Genomic DNA, 20,222 nt, shown 5'->3' on the forward strand with positions numbered 1-20,222 from the left:
TCCGCGTTGATTTTCCTGGCAGTGTCGGTAGTGACCCACAACGGCCAGATCTCAGGATGTGCCTTCACAAAGATCTTCGCCAGTTTCGTCCAGTCAGATTGCTGCAACGCTATCCGCCCCGCTTGTTTTCACTTTTACAGCCTCGCCCTCCTCTACCGGCAGTATCAGCCGATCAGGTACTGCGCTATGCCACTTCCTGGCGGCGAAGTAGTACATCGCCGCCGGGACCACCAGGCCAATGATCCACGAGATGTCGGTATCACCGAGGCTCGCGACCAGAGGGCCGGTGTAGAAGTGGGTAGAAATGAACGGCATTTGAATCAACACGCCGAACACGTAAATGCTGATGCCCATGATGTTCCAGCGACCGTAGCGACCCTCGGGGTTGGACAGTGCCGGAATGTCATAACGCTCTTTGGTGATGCAGTAGAAGTCCACCAGGTTGATCGCGCTCCACGGCGTGAAGAACGCCAGCAGGAACAGGATGAACGCGGAGAATTCCTTGAGGAACGAGTCCTTGCCAAGCAAAGCCAGAGCAGCGGCAAGCGACACCATGATGAAGATGTACAGCAGGCGTACGCCGCTTCCAATGTGGCGGCTGCCACGGAAGCCGCTGATGATCGTCGCGATCGACATGAAGCTGCCGTAGGCGTTCAACGTGGTCACGGTGACTTTGCCGAAAGCCACGGCGAAGTACAGCAGCGCCGCGACAATCCCGGTACCGCCCAGGCTGACGATGAACGACACCTCGTGGTGAGCGAACTGCGAACCGGCCAGGGCTGCGGCGAAAACGCCGAAGACCATTGACGCCTGAGCACCGATCACCGAACCCAGGCCAACGGCCCAGAAGGTTTTCGACGCAGAGGTGCTGCGCGGCAGGTAACGCGAGTAGTCCGCCACATAAGGGCCGAACGCGATCTGCCAGGACGCCGACAACGACACCGCCAACAGGAAACTCGCCACCGAGAAATGCTTGTTGCCCAGCAACGCGCCGATGTCGTTACCGGCCAGCAGCTTGTAGAACAGGTAGATGAACGCCACCACGCCCAGCACACTGGCGACCCGGCCAATGCCGTGGATCACCCGATAGCCAAAGATGGTGAAGACCATGATCGAGCCGGCGAACAGCGTGATACCGACCCAGTCTTCGACGTGCAGCAACTGCGCGACTGCCTGCCCCGCCAGCAAAGAGCCGCTGGCCGAGAAGCCGATGTACATCAGGCACACCAGCACCAGCGGAATCACCGCCCCATACACGCCAAACTGCACGCGGCTGGAGATCATTTGCGGCAAGCCGAGTTGCGGACCTTGGGCTGCGTGCAGCGCCATGACGCCACCGCCGAGCAATTGGCCGATCAGCAAACCGATCAACGACCAGAACACATCCCCGCCCAGTACCACCGCCAATGCACCCGTCACAATCGCGGTGATTTGCAGGTTGGCACCCAACCACAGGGTGAACTGACTCAATAGACGACCGTGTCTTTCCGCTTCCGGGATGTAGTCGATCGAACGTTTCTCGATCAACGGCTTACTGCGTGCACGATCATTAGCCATGGTTCAACCTCTGTGGATTGTTCTGGATATACCTGGTGTTGCCTTTTGTGGGAGCGAGCCTGCTCGCGATAGCGGTTTGTCAGTCAACAAAGATGTTGAATGTGCTGGCCTCATCGCGAGCAGGCTCGCTCCCACCAAAAGCTCCTGCGCCTACAAGTACTGCGTTATTTACCGGTGATCATCGGCAGGTTCAGGCCCTGCTCCTTGGCACAGTCGATAGCGATCTGGTAACCCGCGTCGGCATGACGCATTACACCGGTCGCCGGGTCGTTGTGCAGCACACGAGCGATTCGCTCGGCCGCTTCGTCAGTACCGTCGCAGACAATCACCATGCCCGAGTGCTGGGAGAAGCCCATGCCGACGCCGCCGCCATGGTGCAGGGAAACCCAGGTCGCGCCGCTCGCGGTGTTGAGCAAGGCGTTGAGCAGTGGCCAGTCGGACACGGCGTCGGAGCCATCCTGCATGGATTCGGTTTCGCGGTTAGGGCTCGCCACCGAACCGGAGTCCAGGTGGTCGCGGCCGATCACGATCGGTGCCGACAGCTCGCCGCTGCGGACCATTTCGTTGAACGCCAGACCCAGCTTGGCGCGCAGACCCAGACCCACCCAGCAGATACGTGCTGGCAGACCCTGGAAGCTGATGCGCTCGCGCGCCATGTCCAGCCAGTTGTGCAGGTGGGCGTCGTCCGGGATCAGTTCTTTGACCTTGGCGTCGGTTTTGTAGATGTCTTGCGGATCACCCGACAGTGCAGCCCAACGGAACGGACCGATACCGCGGCAGAACAGCGGACGGATGTAGGCCGGTACAAAGCCTGGGAAGTCGAACGCGTTCTCGACGCCTTCTTCTTGCGCCATCTGACGGATGTTGTTGCCGTAGTCGAAAGTTGGGATGCCTTGCTTCTGGAAGTCGAGCATCGCTTTGACGTGCACGGCCATCGATTGCTTGGCGGCTTTGATCACAGCAGCCGGCTCGGTCTTGGCGCGAGCGCGGTACTCTTCCCAGGTCCAACCGGCTGGCAGGTAACCGTTGAGCGGATCGTGGGCGCTGGTCTGGTCGGTGACCATGTCCGGACGCACACCGCGACGGACCAGTTCCGGCAGGATTTCTGCCGCGTTACCCAGCAGGGCGATGGAAATCGCTTTGCCTTCTTTGGTGTATTTGGCGATGCGCGCCAGCGCGTCGTCGAGGTCTTTGGCTTGCTCATCGACGTAGCGGCTTTTCAGACGGAAATCGATGCTCACTTGTTGGCATTCGATGTTCAGCGAGCACGCGCCGGCCAGGGTAGCGGCCAGTGGTTGAGCGCCGCCCATGCCGCCCAGACCGGCGGTCAGTACCCAGCGACCGGTGAGGTTGTCGTTGTAGTGTTGGCGACCGGCTTCAACGAAAGTTTCGTAGGTGCCCTGAACGATGCCCTGGCTGCCGATGTAGATCCAGCTGCCGGCGGTCATCTGGCCGTACATGGCCAGGCCTTTGGCGTCGAGTTCGTTGAAGTGCTCCCAGCTCGCCCAGTGTGGCACCAGGTTGGAGTTGGCGATCAGTACGCGCGGGGCGTTGCTGTGAGTCTTGAATACGCCGACCGGCTTGCCGGATTGCACCAGCAGGGTTTCGTCGTCATTCAGGTTGGTCAGGCTCTCGACGATCTTGTCGTAGCATTCCCAGTTACGCGCCGCGCGGCCGATACCGCCGTAAACCACCAGTTCTTTAGGGTTCTCGGCAACTTCCGGGTCGAGGTTGTTCATCAACATGCGCAGCGGCGCTTCGGTCAGCCAGCTCTTGGCGGTCAGCTTGTTGCCGCGGGCAGCACGGATTTCAACGTCACGGTATTTCGTTGTTTTCTGGGTATTGTCAGTCACGAAAAAAACTCCTCAGCAATCAATCCAAACCAGCCCAGGCAGTGGGCGAGCAAGCCGATGTGCAAACAATGCACATCGGCGAATCAGTGGACGATGGTCGAGTCTTCGTGACTCATACGCATACGTCTTTACTTGTACATACAAGCATATGCAATCAAGCGGCCAACTTTCTGGATGGCGGTTCAACAAAGTGCTGAATCTGGCTGAAAAGCCCTTGGGACAAGGGTTCTGCGGCTGTCGATATTTTTTGGGGAAGGATTTTTTCGAGGAGTGACAGTTGTTACCTGAGCGCGGTTTTGCGCCACGCTGGGGCGTTCGGTAACAAACTGGTGCGCACAGGGAAACGGTGAGGATGATCGTTCCCACGCTCTGCGTGGTAACGCTGCCACGGACGCTCCGCGTCCGCTTTGTGACGCGGAGCGTCACGGGATGCATTCCCACGCTGGAGCGTGGGAACGATCAGAGTAGGCGTTGAATCAGAGTGCTGTCAGTTCAATCACACAGCACTGGCCGCTGACAGAAACATCCAGCAGCCCAGTGTTACCACCCAGTTGCAGACAATCATGACGACCCAGCACTTGGGCCGCATTGCCATCGATTCGAACTTCAAGCGCATCAGCCACGCTGAAAACCAGCAGCGTTCCGGTCGAACTGAAAAACCGTTGCTCGCCCTTCAGCCACTGCAACCGCGCCTGGTAGCGATTCGGCGCATAAATCAGGTTGAAGTCGCGGATCGCACCGCCAAGCAGGGTGCAGGAAACATGGCTTTCGCCGCTGAACGCAAACGGGTCCAGTGGTAACAGGGGCCGCGTGTTCTGGCCGTCGACCGTCAAGGTCATGCCTTCACCCTGCAGCACGGTGATGACCCGCTCGTAGCCTGCAAAGGTCGAGAACCCGCCCGACTCACCGATATCGGCAATCGACAGGCGCCAGCCAAATCCATCCAGGCCGGTGCCTGCATCGCGGGTGATTTCTTCAGTGCTGCCGCCGCCGTTTTTCCACGGCATGCGCGGATAATTCGCCGCGCGCAAAACGTTCAACTGACTCATTCAGGCCTCTTATTATTTATGGCTCTTTATTTGTGGAACCGCCCTTCCAGACGATGGCGGGAACCGGGGTGGATCAAGCGAGCGGCCGTCACCGGCTGACGCCCGGACCAGGTCCGACGACGGATCAGCAGGCATGGCTCGCCTTTTTCGATCTGCAGCAATTTGCATTCGGAAGGCTCGGCAAGAATCGCCTCGACCACGTGCTCGCCTTCGGTCAATGGTGCGACCTGATTCAGATAGGCATACGGCGTTTGCAGGGTGAAGTCTTGCTTGAGGTATTCCGGCGCGACCAGGGCATTGACGAAACGGTCCTCGATTTGCACGGGAATATCGTTCTCGAAATGCACGATCAGCGAGTGGAAGACCTTTTGGCCTTCACGCATGTCCAGCGCCAAGGCGCGCTCGGAACCGGCGGCCTCTTCTTCCAGAGTAATCACCTTGCACGTGTGGCGATGGCCACGGGAGGCGATTTCGTCGGCAATGTTATGCACTTCGAACAACGCGGACTGGCTCTTGGGTTCGGCGACAAAGGTGCCGACGCCCTGCATACGCACCAACAGGCCGTCAGTCGTCATCTCGCGCAGGGCGCGATTGATGGTCATGCGGCTGAAACCCAACTGGCTGACCAGTTCGCTTTCCGACGGCACGCGGTAGTGCGGCGGCCAGTTTCCACTGTCGATTTGCTGGGTGATCATCTGTTTGACGCGAGCGTACAAGGGCGCCGGACTGTCGCCCAGATTGGCACTCAGCGGTGAAACTACAGGCGGAGTCGGCACAGGAAATCCTTGTTCGTTGATGAAAGTCACTAGCTTGCCGGAGTTTACCGAGCAGGCAAACGTCTGTATATGTATATACAAATAACACACGATGGGGTGCTGAACCATGTCCGCCTTCTTTGCCGAACGCGCGCTACTGCCTAATGGATGGGCCAACAATGTACGTCTTGAGGTCAGTGCCGATGGCCTGCTGACCCACATCCAGGCCGATGCCAGCGCTGAAGGCGCCGAACGGTTGAACGGTCCGCTGCTGCCGGGCATGCCGAATTTGCACTCCCACGCGTTCCAGCGGGCGATGGCCGGACTGGCCGAAGTGGCGGGCAATCCGAACGACAGTTTCTGGACCTGGCGCGATTTGATGTATCGCCTCGTCGGAAAAATCAGCCCAGAACAACTCGGGATCATCGCCCGCCAGCTCTATATCGAAATGCTCAAGGCCGGTTACACCTCGGTCGCCGAATTCCATTACGTGCACCACGACCACAACGGCCATCCGTACACGGACCCGGCCGAACTGTCGTTGCAAATCAGTCAGGCCGCCAGCGCCTCCGGCATCGGCCTGACCTTGCTGCCCGTGCTCTACAGCCACTCCGGTTTCGGTGGTCTGGCGCCCAATGAAGGCCAGCGACGCTTCATCAACAGCACTGAAAACTACCTGAAGCTACAAGCCCGCTTGCAGCCATTGCTGGCGCAGCAACCGGCGCAACAACTGGGCCTGTGCTTCCACTCGTTGCGTGCGGTCACCCCGCAGCAAATCAGCGAAGTGCTGGCAGCCAGCGACAAACACTGCCCGGTGCATATCCACATCGCCGAGCAACAAAAGGAAGTCGACGACTGCCTGACCTGGAGTGGTCGCCGTCCGCTGCAATGGCTGTATGAAAATACCGACGTCGATCAGCGCTGGTGCCTGGTCCACGCGACCCACGCCAACCCGGAAGAAGTCAGCCTGATGGCCAAGAGTCGCGCTATCGCCGGTTTGTGCCTGACCACCGAGGCCAACCTGGGCGACGGGATTTTCCCGGCCGTGGACTTCCTCGCTCAAGGCGGGCGCATGGGCATTGGCTCCGACAGCCATGTGTCGCTGAGCGTAGTGGAAGAACTGCGCTGGCTGGAATACGGCCAGCGCCTGCGCGATCAGCGACGTAACCGCTTGTATGGCGCCGATCAGCCGATGGTCGGCCGCACCCTGTACGACGCAGCACTCGACGGTGGCGCGCAGGCGCTGGGCCAGCCAATCGGCGCATTGGAAGTCGGCAAACGCGCCGACTGGCTGGTGCTCGACGGCAACGACCCTTACCTGGCAACCGCCAGTGGCGACGGGATTCTGAACCGCTGGTTGTTTGCCGGTGGCGACCGCCAGGTCCGTGATGTGCTGGTGAACGGCAAGTGGGTAGTACGCGACGGGCATCACGCTGGCGAAGAAGACAGCAACCGCGCGTTCACCCAGGTGCTGCGCGACTTACTCGGCTAAAAGCAAAAGATCGCAGCCTGCGGCAGCTCCTACAGAACAGGTTATCCCTGCGTAGGAGCTGCCGAAGGCTGCGATCTTTTTGCTTATTTCGAGGTCTGGGCCATTTTGGTATCCGACACCCGCCAGATCAGGCGTGTGGTGTCGTAACCCTGCTGACGCGCCCTGCTCAGCAGCTCCTCGCGGGTATCGGCGTTGACTTCCGGCTTGCGTGACAGCAGCCACAGGTTGCGCCGATTGGGGCTACCGACAATCGCGGTCTGGTAATCGTCGCTGACATACAGCACCCAGTAATTACCCTTGCTCATGCCTGGCAACAACCGGGTAAACCAGTTATCGAAGTTCACCCACAGCTTGTCGTTCTTGCCGGGAACCTGCGGCGTTGCCGTGCCCTTGGCCTCTTCCCATTTCCACTCTGGGGTCAGACAACGGTTCAGCACTTCCATATCGCCGTCGTTCTTGAGGGTGTAATGGGCTTCGGATTGCGCGCAGTTACGCTGGAAGTACATCGGCATGCGAGCCAACTCGTACCATTTACCCTGGTAACGCTTGAGGTTGACGCTATTGACCGTTTTTGGCGCCAGCGAATCATCGCCAGAAGTGGCGCAGCCGGCCAACAACAGACCGGCCAAAAGAGCTATTACTAACCGCATCATTATTTTTCTCCCGTGGGCGTTTGGCCCCGGTTTACTTCAGGCCTTGCCCGGAAAACATCAGCACTTTGTCACCGGCGTACTGCACGCTGATAAAGCTGTTCTTGTCGCCCCAGGTACAGCTGGACATGCCCAACGCGCCTGAACAATCGGCAGGTTTACCCAGCAAGGCTTCGACCTCGGCCTTGGGCATGCCCGTCGACAGTTTCGAATAGTTTTCCTGGTTGATCTTGCTGCACGCAGCCAACAGCACGCAAAACGACAACAAGGCGATAGATCGCAGCGACATGGTGTAACTCCTGGTAAAGAGGGGAAGGCATGGCTGCCAACCAGAAGCTTAGAAGAGAAAACCCCGTTCTGGTTCCCACCGGTATCGGGTATTTCTTGAAGGGTGAAATCGACATTTCGCCCCAAAATCAGGCATTTTTTTGCGCTGATAGGTATTTCGTCGGTTTTCGTAAAACCCGCCTAATCTTTGGCGCTTCCCTGTCGACATAGACAGCAGCGCCAAGCCTGTCCTGTGGCAATTTGACGCTCCTTGTTGATCCGTCCTTCCGCGGTAGCGCCTTTAATGACCAGAAACATGAAGTTCAGCCACAAGATCCTGCTCGCCGCTGCCCTTGTGGTCGCGGTAGCGTTCGCCTGTTTCATTCTGTTCAACGACTACCGTCAGCGCCAAACCCTGCGCAACAGCACCGAGTCCTCGATGCAGGAACTCGGCAGCCTGACCACCAGCAACATCCAGACCTGGCTGGAAAGCCGTATCCAGTTGCTGCAATCACTGGCCCAGCAAGTGGCCGTCGACGGCCCGGCGCTGGACAGCCTGAAACGCGCGGTCAGCCTGCCGGCGTACACCAGCAACTTTCAATTGAGCTATTTCGGCGGTGCCGACGGCGTGATGTTCTCGGTGCCGGCCGGTAATCGCGCGGCAGACTACGACCCTCGTGCCCGTGGCTGGTACAAAGCCGCCAACAGTGCACAGCAGACCATCGTCACCGAACCCTACATCGCTGCGTCCTCGGGCAAGCTGGTGATCACCGTCGCCACTCCGGTGCAGCATCAGAACCAGATGATCGGCGTGGCCGGTGCGGACATCGACCTGAGCAGTATCAGCACCATCATCAACTCGCTGAACTTCGGCGGCCACGGCCACGCATTCATCGTCAGCGCCGACGGTAAAATCCTGATTCACCCAGACAGCAAACTGGTGCTCAAAAGCCTCGCCGAGGCCTACCCTGCCGGTGCGCCGAAGGTCAGCCCAGGCATGAAGGAAGTCGAGGTGGGCGGCAAGACGCAGTTCATCTCGTTCACCCACGTCGACGGCGTGCCGTCGGCTGACTGGTACGTGGCCCTGGTGCTCGACCAGGACACCGCATACTCGATGCTCAGCGAATTCCGCACCTCGGCGATCATCGCCATGGTGATTGCCGTGGTGATCATCATCGCGCTGCTCGGCATGCTGATCCGCGTCCTGATGCAGCCATTACTGACCATGGGCCGCGCCATGCATGACATCGCCGAAGGTGAAGGCGACCTGACCAAACGCCTGACCATTCATGGCCAGGACGAATTCGGGGCACTGGGCACTTCGTTCAACCGCTTCGTCGAGCGTATTCACACCTCGATCCGCGAAGTATCGTCGGCCACCGGCCAAGTCAACGAAGTCGCCCTGCGAGTGGTCAGCGCCTCCAACTCGTCGATGTTCAATTCCGATCAGCAAGCCTCGCGCACCAGCAGCGTGGCCGCGGCGATCAACCAGCTTGGCGCCGCCGCCGAGGAAATCGCCCAGAACGCCGCCCTCGCCTCGCAACATTCCAGCGATGCCCGCAGCCTGGCTGAAGACGGTCAGCAAGTGGTGGATAAAACCATCGCGGCGATGCAGCAGCTGTCGGCCAAAATCAGCGACTCATGCGGCAACATCGAAACGCTGAACAGCAACACGGTGAACATCGGGCAGATTCTCGAAGTCATCACCAGCATCTCCCAGCAAACCAACCTGCTGGCCCTCAACGCCGCGATCGAAGCCGCTCGCGCCGGTGAAGCCGGACGTGGATTCGCAGTCGTTGCCGACGAAGTACGCAACCTGGCGCACCGCACCCAGGACTCGGCGCAGCAAGTGCAGAAGATGATTGAAGAGTTGCAAGTCGGCGCCCGTGAGGCCGTCGCCATCATGACCGACAGTCAGCGTCAGAGCGAAAGCAGCGTCGTCATCGCTAACCAGGCCGGTGAGCGCCTGGGCAGCGTGACCCAGCGCATCGGCGAAATCGACGGCATGAACCAGTCGGTGGCCACCGCCACCGAAGAGCAAACCGCCGTGGTCGAATCGATCAACGTCGACATCACAGAGATCAACACGCTGAACCAGGAAGGCGTGGAAAACCTGCAATCGACCTTGCGCGCATGTGCTGATCTTGAGCAGCAAGCGGCGCGGTTGAAGCAGTTGGTCGGTAGCTTCAGGATCTAAGGAGCCTATGCAGGCCCCATCGCGAGCAGGCTCGCTCCCACATGGATCTTTGTCGTGCTGGAGATCCACTGTGGGAGCGAGCCTGCTCGCGATAGCGGCATTTGCAACAACGAATAGCTAGAACCGGGACCCAGGCCTGGAGAGAAACTCCAGCTCCTCAGCCGTAGACTCCCTTCCCAACACCGCATTGCGATGAGGAAAGCGTCCAAACCGGGCGATGATTTTCTGATGCCGTTCGGCGTAATCGAGGTTATCGGCAAATATCGCACGATCCGCCTCGGGTTGCTGGACCAGCAAGCCGGCAAAGCGAGAGATGGCTTCGTTTTGCACGGCCAGATGCTCGCAATGCTCGAACACCAGGTAGATGAACACCCGCTGGATAGGCAGCAATTGCCGATCGAAATCCGCAGCAATGCCTTGCGCTACCAGAGCCTGGGCTCTCAAGTCGCCTGCAAAGGATTTGGGGGTTTCGCGAAAAATCATCCGCGGTAACTGATCAAGCAATAACACCAAGGCCAGCCAGCCTTCGGGACATTGCGTCCACTCGGTCAATCCGCCGGCCAGAGCCTGTTCCACCAGATCCCCGAAACGCCTGCGCGCTTCGAGGTCCTGACTGTCACGCTTACCGAACCATAACGTGCGCTTCTGTGCCGCCACTTCGTTGGGATCGTCGGCTGAACCGAACCACCATTCGAGCAACGGCTGCCAGGGCGCGGTCATGGTTTATTCCTTGTGGTAAGCCGTGGCGCGTTCGACTTCTTCTTTCGAGCCCAGGAACACCGCTACACGCTGGTGCAGGCCTTCAGGCTTGATGTCGAGAATGCGCTGATGACCATCGGTGGACGCGCCGCCGGCCTGCTCAACCAGGAACGACATCGGGTTGGCTTCGTACATCAAACGCAGTTTGCCCGGCTTGGAGGGCTCGCGGCTGTCACGTGGGTACATGAACAGGCCACCACGGGTCAGGATGCGGTGCACGTCGGCCACCATCGCGGCGACCCAGCGCATGTTGTAGTTCTTTTTCAGCGGGCCTTCTTCGCCAGCCAGCAGTTCGCCGACATAGCGTTGTACCGGCGCTTCCCAGTGACGCTGGTTGGACATGTTGATCGCGAATTCCTGAGTGGAGGCCGGGATCTTGATGTCTTCATGGGTCAGAACGAAGCTGCCCATTTCACGGTCCAGGGTAAAGCCTTTCACGCCATCACCCAGAGTCAGCACCAGCATGGTTTGCGGGCCGTAGATGGCATAACCGGCGGCTACCTGTTGAGTGCCTGGCTGCAGGAAAGCCTTTTCGTTCAAGGGTTCGTTCTGGCTCAGGTATTCGTTCGGGCAACGCAGCACCGAGAAGATAGTACCGACCGGCGCGTTGATATCGATGTTCGACGAACCGTCCAGTGGGTCGAATACCAGCAGGTACGCGCCTTTCGGGTATTTGCCCGGGATCTGGTAGGCGTTGTCCATTTCTTCGGACGCCATGCCGGCCAGGTGACCGCCCCATTCGTTGGCTTCGAGCAGGATCTCGTTGGAGATCACGTCGAGTTTCTTCTGGACTTCGCCTTGCACGTTTTCAGTGCCCATGCTGCCCAGAACGCCGCCCAGGGCGCCTTTGGAAACGGCGTGGCTGATTTCCTTGCAAGCACGCGCCACTACTTCGATCAGAAAGCGCAGATCGGCAGGAGTGTTGTTGCTACGGGTCTGCTCAATCAAATAGCGACTCAAGGTAACGCGGGACATGGAAGGCTCCGGAGGAATGGGGGCTAAAAACCCGCGCAGTTTAACGCGAGTCGGTGCGCAATTCCTCTTATCAGACGAGATTCACTGAATAGAGTTCATGCGCGGGGTTGAGCGTAGTCGGAATCGGGATGGTTGTGGTATGAGGAGTAGTGGCAAATTGCGGTTTTTTTACCGGCACACAGGCCGCCATCGCGAGCAAGCTCGCTCCCACAAGGACGGCGAAAACCCTGTGGGAGCGAGCTTGCTCGCGATTGGGTGCGAAGCACCCACTTTCAGGAATTGACGGGGGGCTTGCGCAGCAAACTGAACGCCATACCCGCCAATCCCGCCACACCGAGCAAAAGCACCGCCCACAAACCGATCTTCTTCCAGTTCGTGCCCGGGACAATCGGCGTCACTGCCGCAGCCGGCGAAGTCATTACCGCCGCACCATCGACCTTGGCCTGGCCCAACGTCGCCAGACGCTTGGGACTGTAATCGGGAATCAGCGTCGACAAGGGCAAGCTCGCCGCTTTAACCGTCGCGCTGCCCAGCGCCAGTGTGTACGGCCCCGCCCCGCGAGCGAGGAACACCACCTGGGTCGAGCGCACGGCATAGCGCACTGTCGGAGCTTGTGCACCCAAGCCGCCACCGCGCTCATCGACGGTCAGTTTCAACTGCTGCACCACATGGCCTGGCAGCTGCAATTGGTTCTGCACCACATCCTGACCATTTTGCGTCAGCCGATAGAGCAAACCGCTGCTCAAGGGCTGCCACGGCAAGCTGCTTTCGCGACGCCCCGACAGGGTCACCGGCGCCAGGCTGTTGGCTTGGCTCAACTCAACCTGCAAGCGCTCGACGCTCAAGCCCATCGGCAATTGCCAGGCGTACTCACCGGCCTTGGTGCTGCTGCCGGCCAACGGCTCGGACCAGACCAACGGCTGCGGCAGATAGCTGGAACTGGCGCTTTGCAGTTGCGCGGAGGTCAGCGCGGGCGCCGCCTGCGGGGCTTTCCACAGCAAACGCAGATAACGTGCGCTCTGCCCCGGCAAACCGACTTCATGCTGCTCGACCCGCTCGTCGGCAAACGACAGCCGCGCCACCTGACCTTCGCCCCACGGCTGCCAATGCTGCAAGTCGTCACTGGCCTCGATGCTGAAACGCTGGAAGCCGTCGCGCTCGCTGCTCCAGTCGAGGATCAACTGCTGCAACGGCGCCTTGATCGCACTGGCATCCAGCAACCAGCCGCGCAGTACTTCTTCGCCAGCCTTGAGCGGGTTCGATGGCTGGACCTCCACCAGCGTGCCGCTGGCATTCGACTGCACGCGCACGCTCGGCACCGCCTCGCCGGCAGAGGCCGAGTCGTAAATCGGGAACCACTTAACGTCATTCACCACCAGACTTTCGCCGCTCTGCGCCTGCTCCCGCGCCAGCGAATAGGCCTGCACCTCACCGGCTGCGTTGAATACGCGCACGTCGCTGAGATCGGTCTGGCGTGCATTCAATTGCACTGCCAATGGCAACTCGAGGCGATACCACGGCCCCTCGCCACTCAGGCTCAACGGCACCTGCGTGGTGAAGTCTGCCGGTGCTTCCTGAGCCGTGGCCGACAACACCACACAGAGTCCAACAGCGCCCAGCGACAACTTCAGATTCAAGACGACACTCCTTCAGATTCATTGGCCGGTTTTTCAGGATCCGGCATTGCATCGGCACGTTTGGGCGGTAGCGGTGCGAAATAACCGACCACCAGCAGCAACACGCCCACGCCGATAAACGACACGATCCGCGCCAGCCCGCCGCGGTTACTCAATTCGACAAAGACCAGTTTGGCGACCACCAGCGCAATCAGCGCCGCGCCGACCAGCCAGACTTCCCGACGATGGCGCAAATGGCCGCCGATCATCAGGCTCAAGGCGATCAGGGTCCAGACGATCGACAAGCCTGCCTGCACCAACATCGACGCCAGCAAGGCATCCAGCTCATACGGCACGCCAGCCCAATGGTGAGCGCTGCGCATCACCAGCGCGGTGAAGAAGGCGAACAGTGAAACCCCGGCCACGACTTGCGTGGCGCGCTCGGCGTAATCGGCACGAATCGCCAATTGGCTGACCGCACTGCGCGACCACATATAAACGCCGAACAAGGCAAACAGCAGGCCGATTTCCAACGGGTTGAGCAACGGCACGTAAGGCAACGGTTCGGCGGTGCCATCGCTGGCAATGTTCGCCAGCCAGAACCAGCCGAGCATCAACAGCGCCAGCGGCAATGCGGCGTACACACGGTACTCGCGGGCATACGCCGACACCGGCCACGGCCAGGCGCGCGGTGCGGCCATCAGCACCAGATACAGGCTCGGCAAAATGGCCCAACCCAGCCAGCGCCAGGCATTGTATTGCTCGGACAACACCAGCAAGCCGTAACGCAGCTCCAGCGCCAAGACGCCGATCAACAGCCAGCAACCCACCACGTGAGCAGCACTCAATACGCGCGTGGGGAGCGTCGGCGCCAAGCGGCGCAACGAGATGAAATGCACTGCGAACACCGCCGCCCACGCCAGCCAGCCGATATTCGCCGCCGGGTGATAACGCGAATGCCAGGCCGCGACCAACACCAGTGCCGCCGCTGGAATCAGTAACGTGCAGAGCACGCCCATTTCCGGCCATTGCAGTCGCCGAGACAACAATGCCCACAACGCGACACTCAGCGCCGCAATCCCCAGCAACAGCGTGGCTTGCAGGTTAAACGGCGCAAACCGCAGCACTTCGCTGATCAACGCCAGTGCCCACCAGGCCGCGCCCCACACCAGCAACAACTCGGACAAGCGCTGCAAGCTCAAGGCATCGAACGCGCTCGCATGATTGCCCAGCTGCAAGCGCCAGGCGCCGACCATCGCCGCCAGCCCGAGCACCATCGGCGTCCAGAAACCGCTGTGGCCCAGTGGCCGCAGACCTTCGCTGCCGAGCGGTCCGAGCAGTTCGGGACCGGCGATCAGGAACGCCGCGCCGCCGATCACCTGCAACAACAAGCCAAAGACAAAACTCACCCGCTGCTGCAAGTACAGGCTCAGCCAGATGATCAACAGACCGCTGGCCGCCCACACCGCGCTCGCCGTTTGCCACGGCAACACGAACAGCACCGCCAGATTGATCAGCACCAACCCGGCCAGCAATACCACCGACAGCCCGCGCAGCAACCGCGCGTCACTGCGCACCATGTCGTCGCGAGCGGCGAACAGCATTCCGCCGATCAACGCCAGGCCAATCAACGATGCGGTGAGCAAACCGCTCCAGCCAGCGCTGAACACCGCCGCCTCCTCACCGCTGGCGCCTTGCAGCCGCAGCAGGAACAACACACCGCCAAGCAGTTGAACCGCGAACGCCGTAAACAGGAAGGTCCGCGATTGCAGACGCAAGCCGACAAACAACGTCGCCAAACCGGCCAGCGCCCAGCTGATTGCGGTGCCGTGGGTGAAGAAGAACAACGGCGCCAGCAGATAGAGGAACGTCAGCCCTGCACAGGCCAACACCGGCAAGCCCTTGCGTTCCCAGGCCGAGGTTTGCTCAGGGGAAGCGTTGCGCAAGTGATAGAAACTGAACAGCAACGCCACGCCGAGCATCAGCGCACCGAGCGGTGAGCCATCGAGCAGACTGCTGTCGCCCAGGCTCAATTTGCTGAGGAACGCCAGCGCCGAACCCAGTTGCAGCAGCAAGGCAAAGACCCGTGCCAACGGCCGATGCTGACGCAGGCCGAGCCAGAAAATCCCCGCGCCCTCCACCGCCCAGGCGGCCGCCGTCCAGCGCGCATCAAGCCCCAGCGGTATCGCCAGGCTGGCGAAGATCACCCCCAACGCCAGGCAGGTTTCTGCCAGCAGCAAGGCTCGGCCGCCGCTGAGAAAACGCGCCAGGCCCATGTACACGATGCCCAACGCCAGCGCGCTGAACGCGGCAGCAAACTCATAATGATGAATCAGCGCGAACTGCATGCCAAAGCCCACCAATGGCGGACCGAACAGCATCGTGCCGTCGACGTAGTCGCCCTTGCGCGCCGACCAGCGCAGCAGCGCCTCACGGCTGTCATCCTCCGGCGCGTCTGTCATCTCGAGCAGTTTGCGGCGGGCGAACAACAAGCCGATCGCCAGGTACATCAGGAAGAACAGGATCAGGAACGGCTCGGTGCTCCACAGCAGTTCCGGCGTGTAAGAACGCACGCCCCAGGCAAAGCCAATGCCGAAGGTGCCGGCGAAGCCGATCAGGTTCAGCGGCCTCCAGGCCTTGAACCAGGCAATGGCGAGAATGCCGGCATTGAGCAAGGCGAAGTAGCTGAACAGCGCGACATGATTGCCAGCGCCGGTGGAGGTCAGGATCGGCGCGGCGAACCCGCCCAATGCCGCCGCGCAGGCCAGCGCGAGCGAGTCCTGGGTGATCGCCAGAATCGCCGAAAAGATCGTCACCGCCACCAGCAAGCCCAACGCTGCCGACGGGTCGAGCAACGGGTGCAAGCGCATGGCGGCGAACACCGTCAGGTACAGCACGGCAATGCCGGTGCCCTGCAGGATCAACGCGTAGTTGGTGTTGCGCAGTCGCAACCACCAGCCCAGCCCCAGCAAAGCCAATGCGGCCGCAGCGACCCCGGCGTAACGCAATTCAATCGGCACCACCATGCCTTCAGTCGCGTAGCGCAGCAAAAACGCCAAACCGAAGAACAACAGCACCACGCCGACCCGCAGTACGGTGTTGCCACCGAACAGCCAATTGCGTGCGGCGGTAATACCGCGCTCGATCAGATTCGGGCCACGGGGTTCGGCGGGTTGTGGCGGCTCGCTGGCGTGCGCCCAGAGATCGGCGGGCTCGGGCGCAATGCTCGCGTGTACCGGTTCGAATTCGGGTGGCAATTCCCAGACCAGTTCCTGCGCGGTAGACAACGGCGCCGGGCCAGGCTCAGGTGCTTGGTCAAAAGTGACTTCAGGAGAAAGCGTCGGCTCGCTGGCCGTTGTTGACTCAGGGACCGCGGCTGATTGGACGCCATGGGTTTCCAGCAACGCCAGCCGCTGCTCGACCGCAGCGAGGGCGACCTGCGCCTGCTCCAGTTGGCGACGCTGTTCGTCCGCTTGTGAATTCAGGCGTTTGAGCACAATCGCCTGACCCACCCCCAGGCCGATCAATGCGCCAATCAGCGCATCGCTGAATGACTCATCGAGCACCCAGCCCAGCACCAGCCCTATCAGCATAAACATCCATTGCATGGTCAATATCCCTAAGCGGCGCGTTCTTGTGGGAGCGAGCTTGCTCGCGATGGGGTCATTCCATTCACCATTGATGTGAATGGAAGTCCGCTATCGCGAGCAAGCTCGCTCCCACACTGGATTGCCGGTGCGTCCAAATTTGACTGAGCCCTGCAACACCGCGGCCCGACAAAACTGCTGCTTAGTATATCGATCCGGCCCCACAACCGTTGGGCCTTACTCGCAATTATTGCTAAAAGTTACTCCAGCGCTTTCCAGATATCCGTGGCGTACTCGCGAATGGTTCGGTCGGATGAGAACCAGCCCATGCGCGCACTGTTGAGCACCGCCGAACGCCACCACTCCTTCGAGTCGTGCCAATGCTCTTCAACCCGCGTCTGGGCATGCCAGTAGGAATCGAAGTCGGCGCAGACCAGGAAGCGGTCATATTCGATCAACGAATCGATCAACCCGGTGTAACGCGACGGCTCATCCGGCGAGAACACCCCGCCGCGAATCGCTTGCAACACATCACCCAGTCGGCGAGAGGCGGCGATATCCGGTGCGGCATAGAACTCGTGATTCTGTTTGCGCGCCTCAACCTGTTGCGCCGTCAGACCGAAGATGAACATGTGCTCGACGCCAATGCGTTCACTCATTTCCACATTGGCACCGTCCAGGGTGCCGATGGTCAGCGCACCGTTGAGGCCGAACTTCATGTTGCTGGTACCAGAAGCCTCAAAGCCAGCGGTGGATATCTGCTCCGACAGGTCAGCCGCCGGAATAATGCTCTCCGCCAGGCTGACGTTGTAGTTGGGCAAGAACACCACTTTCAGCAAGCCGCGCACCGTCGGGTCATTGTTGACCACCCGAGCGATGTCGTTGGTCAGTTTGATGATCAGCTTGGCCTGGTGATAACTCGCGGCAGCTTTGCCGGCAAAGATCTTCACCCGCGGCACCCAATCGACTTCCGGCTCGGCGCGGATCGCCTGATACAGCGCCACGGTGTGCATCAGGTTGAGCAACTGGCGCTTGTACTCGTGAATCCGTTTGACCTGCACGTCGAACATCGCCGCCGGATTGACCGCGATCCCCAACCGCTCATGAATCAGATAGGCCAAGGCTTTTTTACTGTGCAGGCGCTGCTCGGCGAACTTGTTGCGGAACGCCGCTTTCTCGGCAAACGGCTCCAGGCCGATCAGTTTCTGTTCCGGGTTATCCAACAGATCCGGGCCCAGTGCATCGACCATCATCGAGGTCAGTTCCGGGTTGGCCTGATAGAGCCAGCGGCGGAACGTAATGCCGTTGGTCTTGTTGTTGATTCGCTCCGGATACAGCTTGTGCAGCTCGGAAAACACCGTGCTGCGCATCAATTGAGTGTGCAGGGCAGACACGCCGTTAACACTGTGAGAACCCAGAAACGCCAGATTACCCATGCGCACCCGACGACCGTTGTCTTCCTCGATCAGCGACACCGCGCGCAATACGTCAAAGTCATGAATGCCTTTGGCCCGCAGCGAGTCGATGTGCTGGGCATTGATCAAATAGATGATCTGCATGTGCCGTGGCAGCATCCGCTCCATCAAACCGACTGGCCAGGTTTCCAGCGCTTCCGGCAACAGCGTGTGGTTGGTGTAGGAAAGCGTATCGACCGTGATCTGCCAGGCCGCGTCCCACGCCACGTCGTACACATCGACCAGTTGCCGCATCAATTCGGCCACGGCGATCGAGGGGTGCGTGTCATTGAGCTGGATCGCCGCGTGATCGCCCAGGGTCAGCACCGAGGTGTGCATATTGCGGTGACGGCGCAGCAGGTCCTGCAAGGACGCGGCGACGAAGAAGTACTCCTGACGCAGCCGCAGTTCCTGACCGGCCTCGGTGCTGTCGGCGGGATAGAGCACGCGGGAGATGCTTTCCGCGCGGGCCACTTCGGCCACCGCCCCCAAGTGGTCGCCGGCGTTGAAGCGCTCCAGGTGCAAGTCTTCCATGGCTCGAGCACGCCAGAGGCGCAAGGTGTTGACGCTAGCGCCGCGCCAGCCGACGACTGGCGTGTCGTAAGCAATCGCTCGAACGGTTTCCGCCGGCGTCCAGACTTGTTTGGACCTGCCGGTCTCATCGGTCACGGTTTCAACGCTGCCACCAAAGCCGATCGGGTAAGCCACTTCCGGCCGCTCAAATTCCCAGGGGTTGCCGAAATCCAGCCAGTTTTCGGTTTGCTCCTGCTGCCAGCCATCGACAACCGCCTGACGGAACAACCCGTGTTCATACCGAATACCGTAGCCATGGCCGGCGATGCCAAGCGTCGACATGCTTTCCATGAAGCACGCTGCCAGGCGACCGAGGCCGCCGTTGCCCAGCGCGGCGTCCGGCTCCAGCAGGCGAATGCGTTCGAGGTCGACGCCCAACTCAGTCAGTGCTTCGCGTGCCACATCGAGCAGGCCAAGGTTGCTCAGGCTGTCATAGAGCAGGCGGCCGATGAGGAATTCCAGCGAGAGGTAGTAAACGCGCTTCTGGCCTTTGCGGTAGATCTGCCGCGTGTGGTCCATCCAGTGCTCGACCATGTGATCACGCGCCGCCAGAGCAATCGCTTCAAACCAGTCATGGTCAAAGGCGTGATCCGGATCCTTACCCACTGCATAGGTAAGTTTGGTCAATACGGCGTCGCGAAATGCGGCCACTTCAGCTTCACGAACTAGTGGTTCTTGAGTCATCGATAGGACCTCGGACGAGCATGAAATTGACTGAGCCTAGTCGGTCTGACATGAGATAAAAGCACTGGTTCGGCGTTTTTTGCAATTGCCTGAATCGAGCCTATCCCCTTGCCGATACACGTTGAAAAGATGCAGATGCCATGCCGATCGCTCGGAAAAATCAGTGTAGCCATAAAAAAACCGGCAAATGGTCGTTCAAAAAATCACCAGTCCCGGTATGATCGCGCGCCCTGATGCACGCTGGTAATTCCACATGATGAAGCCGAACCTGATCGCCGCCGCGGAGATCGACCGTCTCGATACCTGGGCCAAGTACTCCGCCCCGATGTGCGGCTCGTGCGTGTCCAGCTGCTGCACGCTGCCGGTCGAGGTCAAGATCAAAGACCTGATCCGCATCGGCATCGTCGACGAATTCGAACTGGGCGATCCACCCAAGAACATCGCCAAGCGCTTGCAGAAGGAAGGAATTGTCGAGCGCTACAACCAGAAGTCCGAGATCTTCACGCTCCAACGCATGAGCAACAACGATTGCCTGTATCTGGATCGTAAGAGCCGTTTGTGCACTATTTATGAAAAGCGCCCGGATACTTGCCGCAACCACCCGAAAATCGGCCCACGGCCTGGGTATTGCGCGTACAAGCCAAAAGAAGTCGTGCGCGAGAGCAATCCGCGGACCCTCGACAAGTTCTGATCCGTATCTTCGCTGCCTGACAGGGCCTCATCGCGAGCAGGCTCGCTCCCACAAGGTTCAGCG

15 protein-coding genes and 1 pseudogene are annotated in these 20,222 nt (G+C 60.1%); 5 read left to right on the forward strand and 11 right to left on the reverse strand.

Annotated elements, in window-relative coordinates; translation table 11 throughout:
• Positions 1-93: 93 nt before the first annotated feature.
• From BK658_RS09100 to hutC, 4 genes are all read right to left on the reverse strand, one after another.
• On the reverse strand, positions 94-1,557 hold the full coding sequence (locus BK658_RS09100) for a purine-cytosine permease family protein (protein ID WP_123582028.1): 1,464 nt from the start codon (positions 1,555-1,557) through the stop codon (positions 94-96).
• Positions 1,558-1,721: 164 nt separating this feature from the next.
• On the reverse strand, positions 1,722-3,410 hold the full coding sequence (gene hutU / locus BK658_RS09110; protein ID WP_123582029.1) for a urocanate hydratase: 1,689 nt from the start codon (positions 3,408-3,410) through the stop codon (positions 1,722-1,724).
• A gap of 476 nt (positions 3,411-3,886) precedes the next feature.
• Entirely contained in the window at positions 3,887-4,459 is a 573-nt protein-coding gene (locus BK658_RS09120; RefSeq protein WP_123582030.1) for a HutD/Ves family protein, read from the reverse strand.
• 26 nt (positions 4,460-4,485) lie between these two features.
• A complete protein-coding gene (hutC, locus tag BK658_RS09125) occupies positions 4,486-5,154 on the reverse strand; it encodes a histidine utilization repressor (protein WP_236721995.1) in 669 nt (222 codons plus the stop codon).
• 187 nt (positions 5,155-5,341) lie between these two features.
• On the opposite strand from hutC, the gene BK658_RS09130 reads away from it, so the two are divergent.
• A complete protein-coding gene (locus tag BK658_RS09130; protein WP_123582031.1) occupies positions 5,342-6,706 on the forward strand; it encodes a formimidoylglutamate deiminase in 1,365 nt (454 codons plus the stop codon).
• 83 nt (positions 6,707-6,789) lie between these two features.
• Here the strand turns inward: BK658_RS09130 and BK658_RS09135 are convergent, their stop codons facing one another.
• Positions 6,790-7,359, reverse strand: coding sequence for a lipocalin family protein (locus BK658_RS09135; protein ID WP_123582032.1), 570 nt, complete (start codon positions 7,357-7,359; stop codon positions 6,790-6,792).
• A 31-nt stretch (positions 7,360-7,390) separates the two neighbouring features.
• The gene (locus tag BK658_RS09140; RefSeq protein WP_054595181.1) at positions 7,391-7,645 is read right to left on the reverse strand and encodes a hypothetical protein; all 255 of its coding nucleotides are present in this window, start codon (positions 7,643-7,645) and stop codon (positions 7,391-7,393) included.
• 29 nt (positions 7,646-7,674) lie between these two features.
• Between BK658_RS09140 and BK658_RS09145 the strand changes: the two genes are divergently transcribed.
• The 3 genes and pseudogenes from BK658_RS09145 (at position 7,675) to BK658_RS30715 (ending at position 9,820) form a co-directional block, all read left to right on the forward strand.
• Positions 7,675-7,854: a hypothetical protein gene (locus tag BK658_RS09145; protein ID WP_123582033.1), complete on the forward strand. Its 180-nt coding sequence runs from the start codon at positions 7,675-7,677 to the stop codon at positions 7,852-7,854.
• 85 nt (positions 7,855-7,939) lie between these two features.
• A pseudogene (locus tag BK658_RS30710) lies at positions 7,940-8,962 on the forward strand (HAMP domain-containing protein); the annotation flags it as partial.
• A 93-nt stretch (positions 8,963-9,055) separates the two neighbouring features.
• A complete protein-coding gene (locus tag BK658_RS30715) occupies positions 9,056-9,820 on the forward strand; it encodes a methyl-accepting chemotaxis protein (RefSeq protein ID WP_404943174.1) in 765 nt (254 codons plus the stop codon).
• Between the two features lie 117 nt (positions 9,821-9,937).
• On the opposite strand, the gene BK658_RS09155 is transcribed toward BK658_RS30715, so the two are convergent.
• From BK658_RS09155 to BK658_RS09175, 5 genes are all read right to left on the reverse strand, one after another.
• Positions 9,938-10,540: a DUF924 family protein gene (locus BK658_RS09155; RefSeq protein ID WP_123582035.1), complete on the reverse strand. Its 603-nt coding sequence runs from the start codon at positions 10,538-10,540 to the stop codon at positions 9,938-9,940.
• Positions 10,541-10,543: 3 nt separating this feature from the next.
• A complete protein-coding gene (locus BK658_RS09160) occupies positions 10,544-11,554 on the reverse strand; it encodes a class 1 fructose-bisphosphatase (protein WP_123582036.1) in 1,011 nt (336 codons plus the stop codon).
• Positions 11,555-11,826: 272 nt separating this feature from the next.
• On the reverse strand, positions 11,827-13,191 hold the full coding sequence (locus BK658_RS09165; RefSeq protein WP_123582037.1) for a DUF3999 domain-containing protein: 1,365 nt from the start codon (positions 13,189-13,191) through the stop codon (positions 11,827-11,829).
• The gene (locus tag BK658_RS09170; protein ID WP_123582038.1) at positions 13,188-16,778 is read right to left on the reverse strand and encodes a DUF2339 domain-containing protein; all 3,591 of its coding nucleotides are present in this window, start codon (positions 16,776-16,778) and stop codon (positions 13,188-13,190) included. Before BK658_RS09170 ends, BK658_RS09165 begins: the two co-directional genes overlap by 4 nt.
• Before the next feature lie 239 nt (positions 16,779-17,017).
• Positions 17,018-19,468: a glycogen/starch/alpha-glucan phosphorylase gene (locus BK658_RS09175; protein ID WP_123582039.1), complete on the reverse strand. Its 2,451-nt coding sequence runs from the start codon at positions 19,466-19,468 to the stop codon at positions 17,018-17,020.
• 253 nt (positions 19,469-19,721) lie between these two features.
• Between BK658_RS09175 and BK658_RS09180 the strand changes: the two genes are divergently transcribed.
• Positions 19,722-20,159, forward strand: a complete 438-nt coding sequence (locus tag BK658_RS09180; protein ID WP_019691319.1) for a YkgJ family cysteine cluster protein — start codon at positions 19,722-19,724, stop codon at positions 20,157-20,159.
• Positions 20,160-20,222 lie beyond the last annotated feature (63 nt).

This window comes from Pseudomonas brassicacearum, assembly GCF_003732175.1.
Lineage (GTDB): Bacteria > Pseudomonadota > Gammaproteobacteria > Pseudomonadales > Pseudomonadaceae > Aquipseudomonas > Aquipseudomonas brassicacearum_G.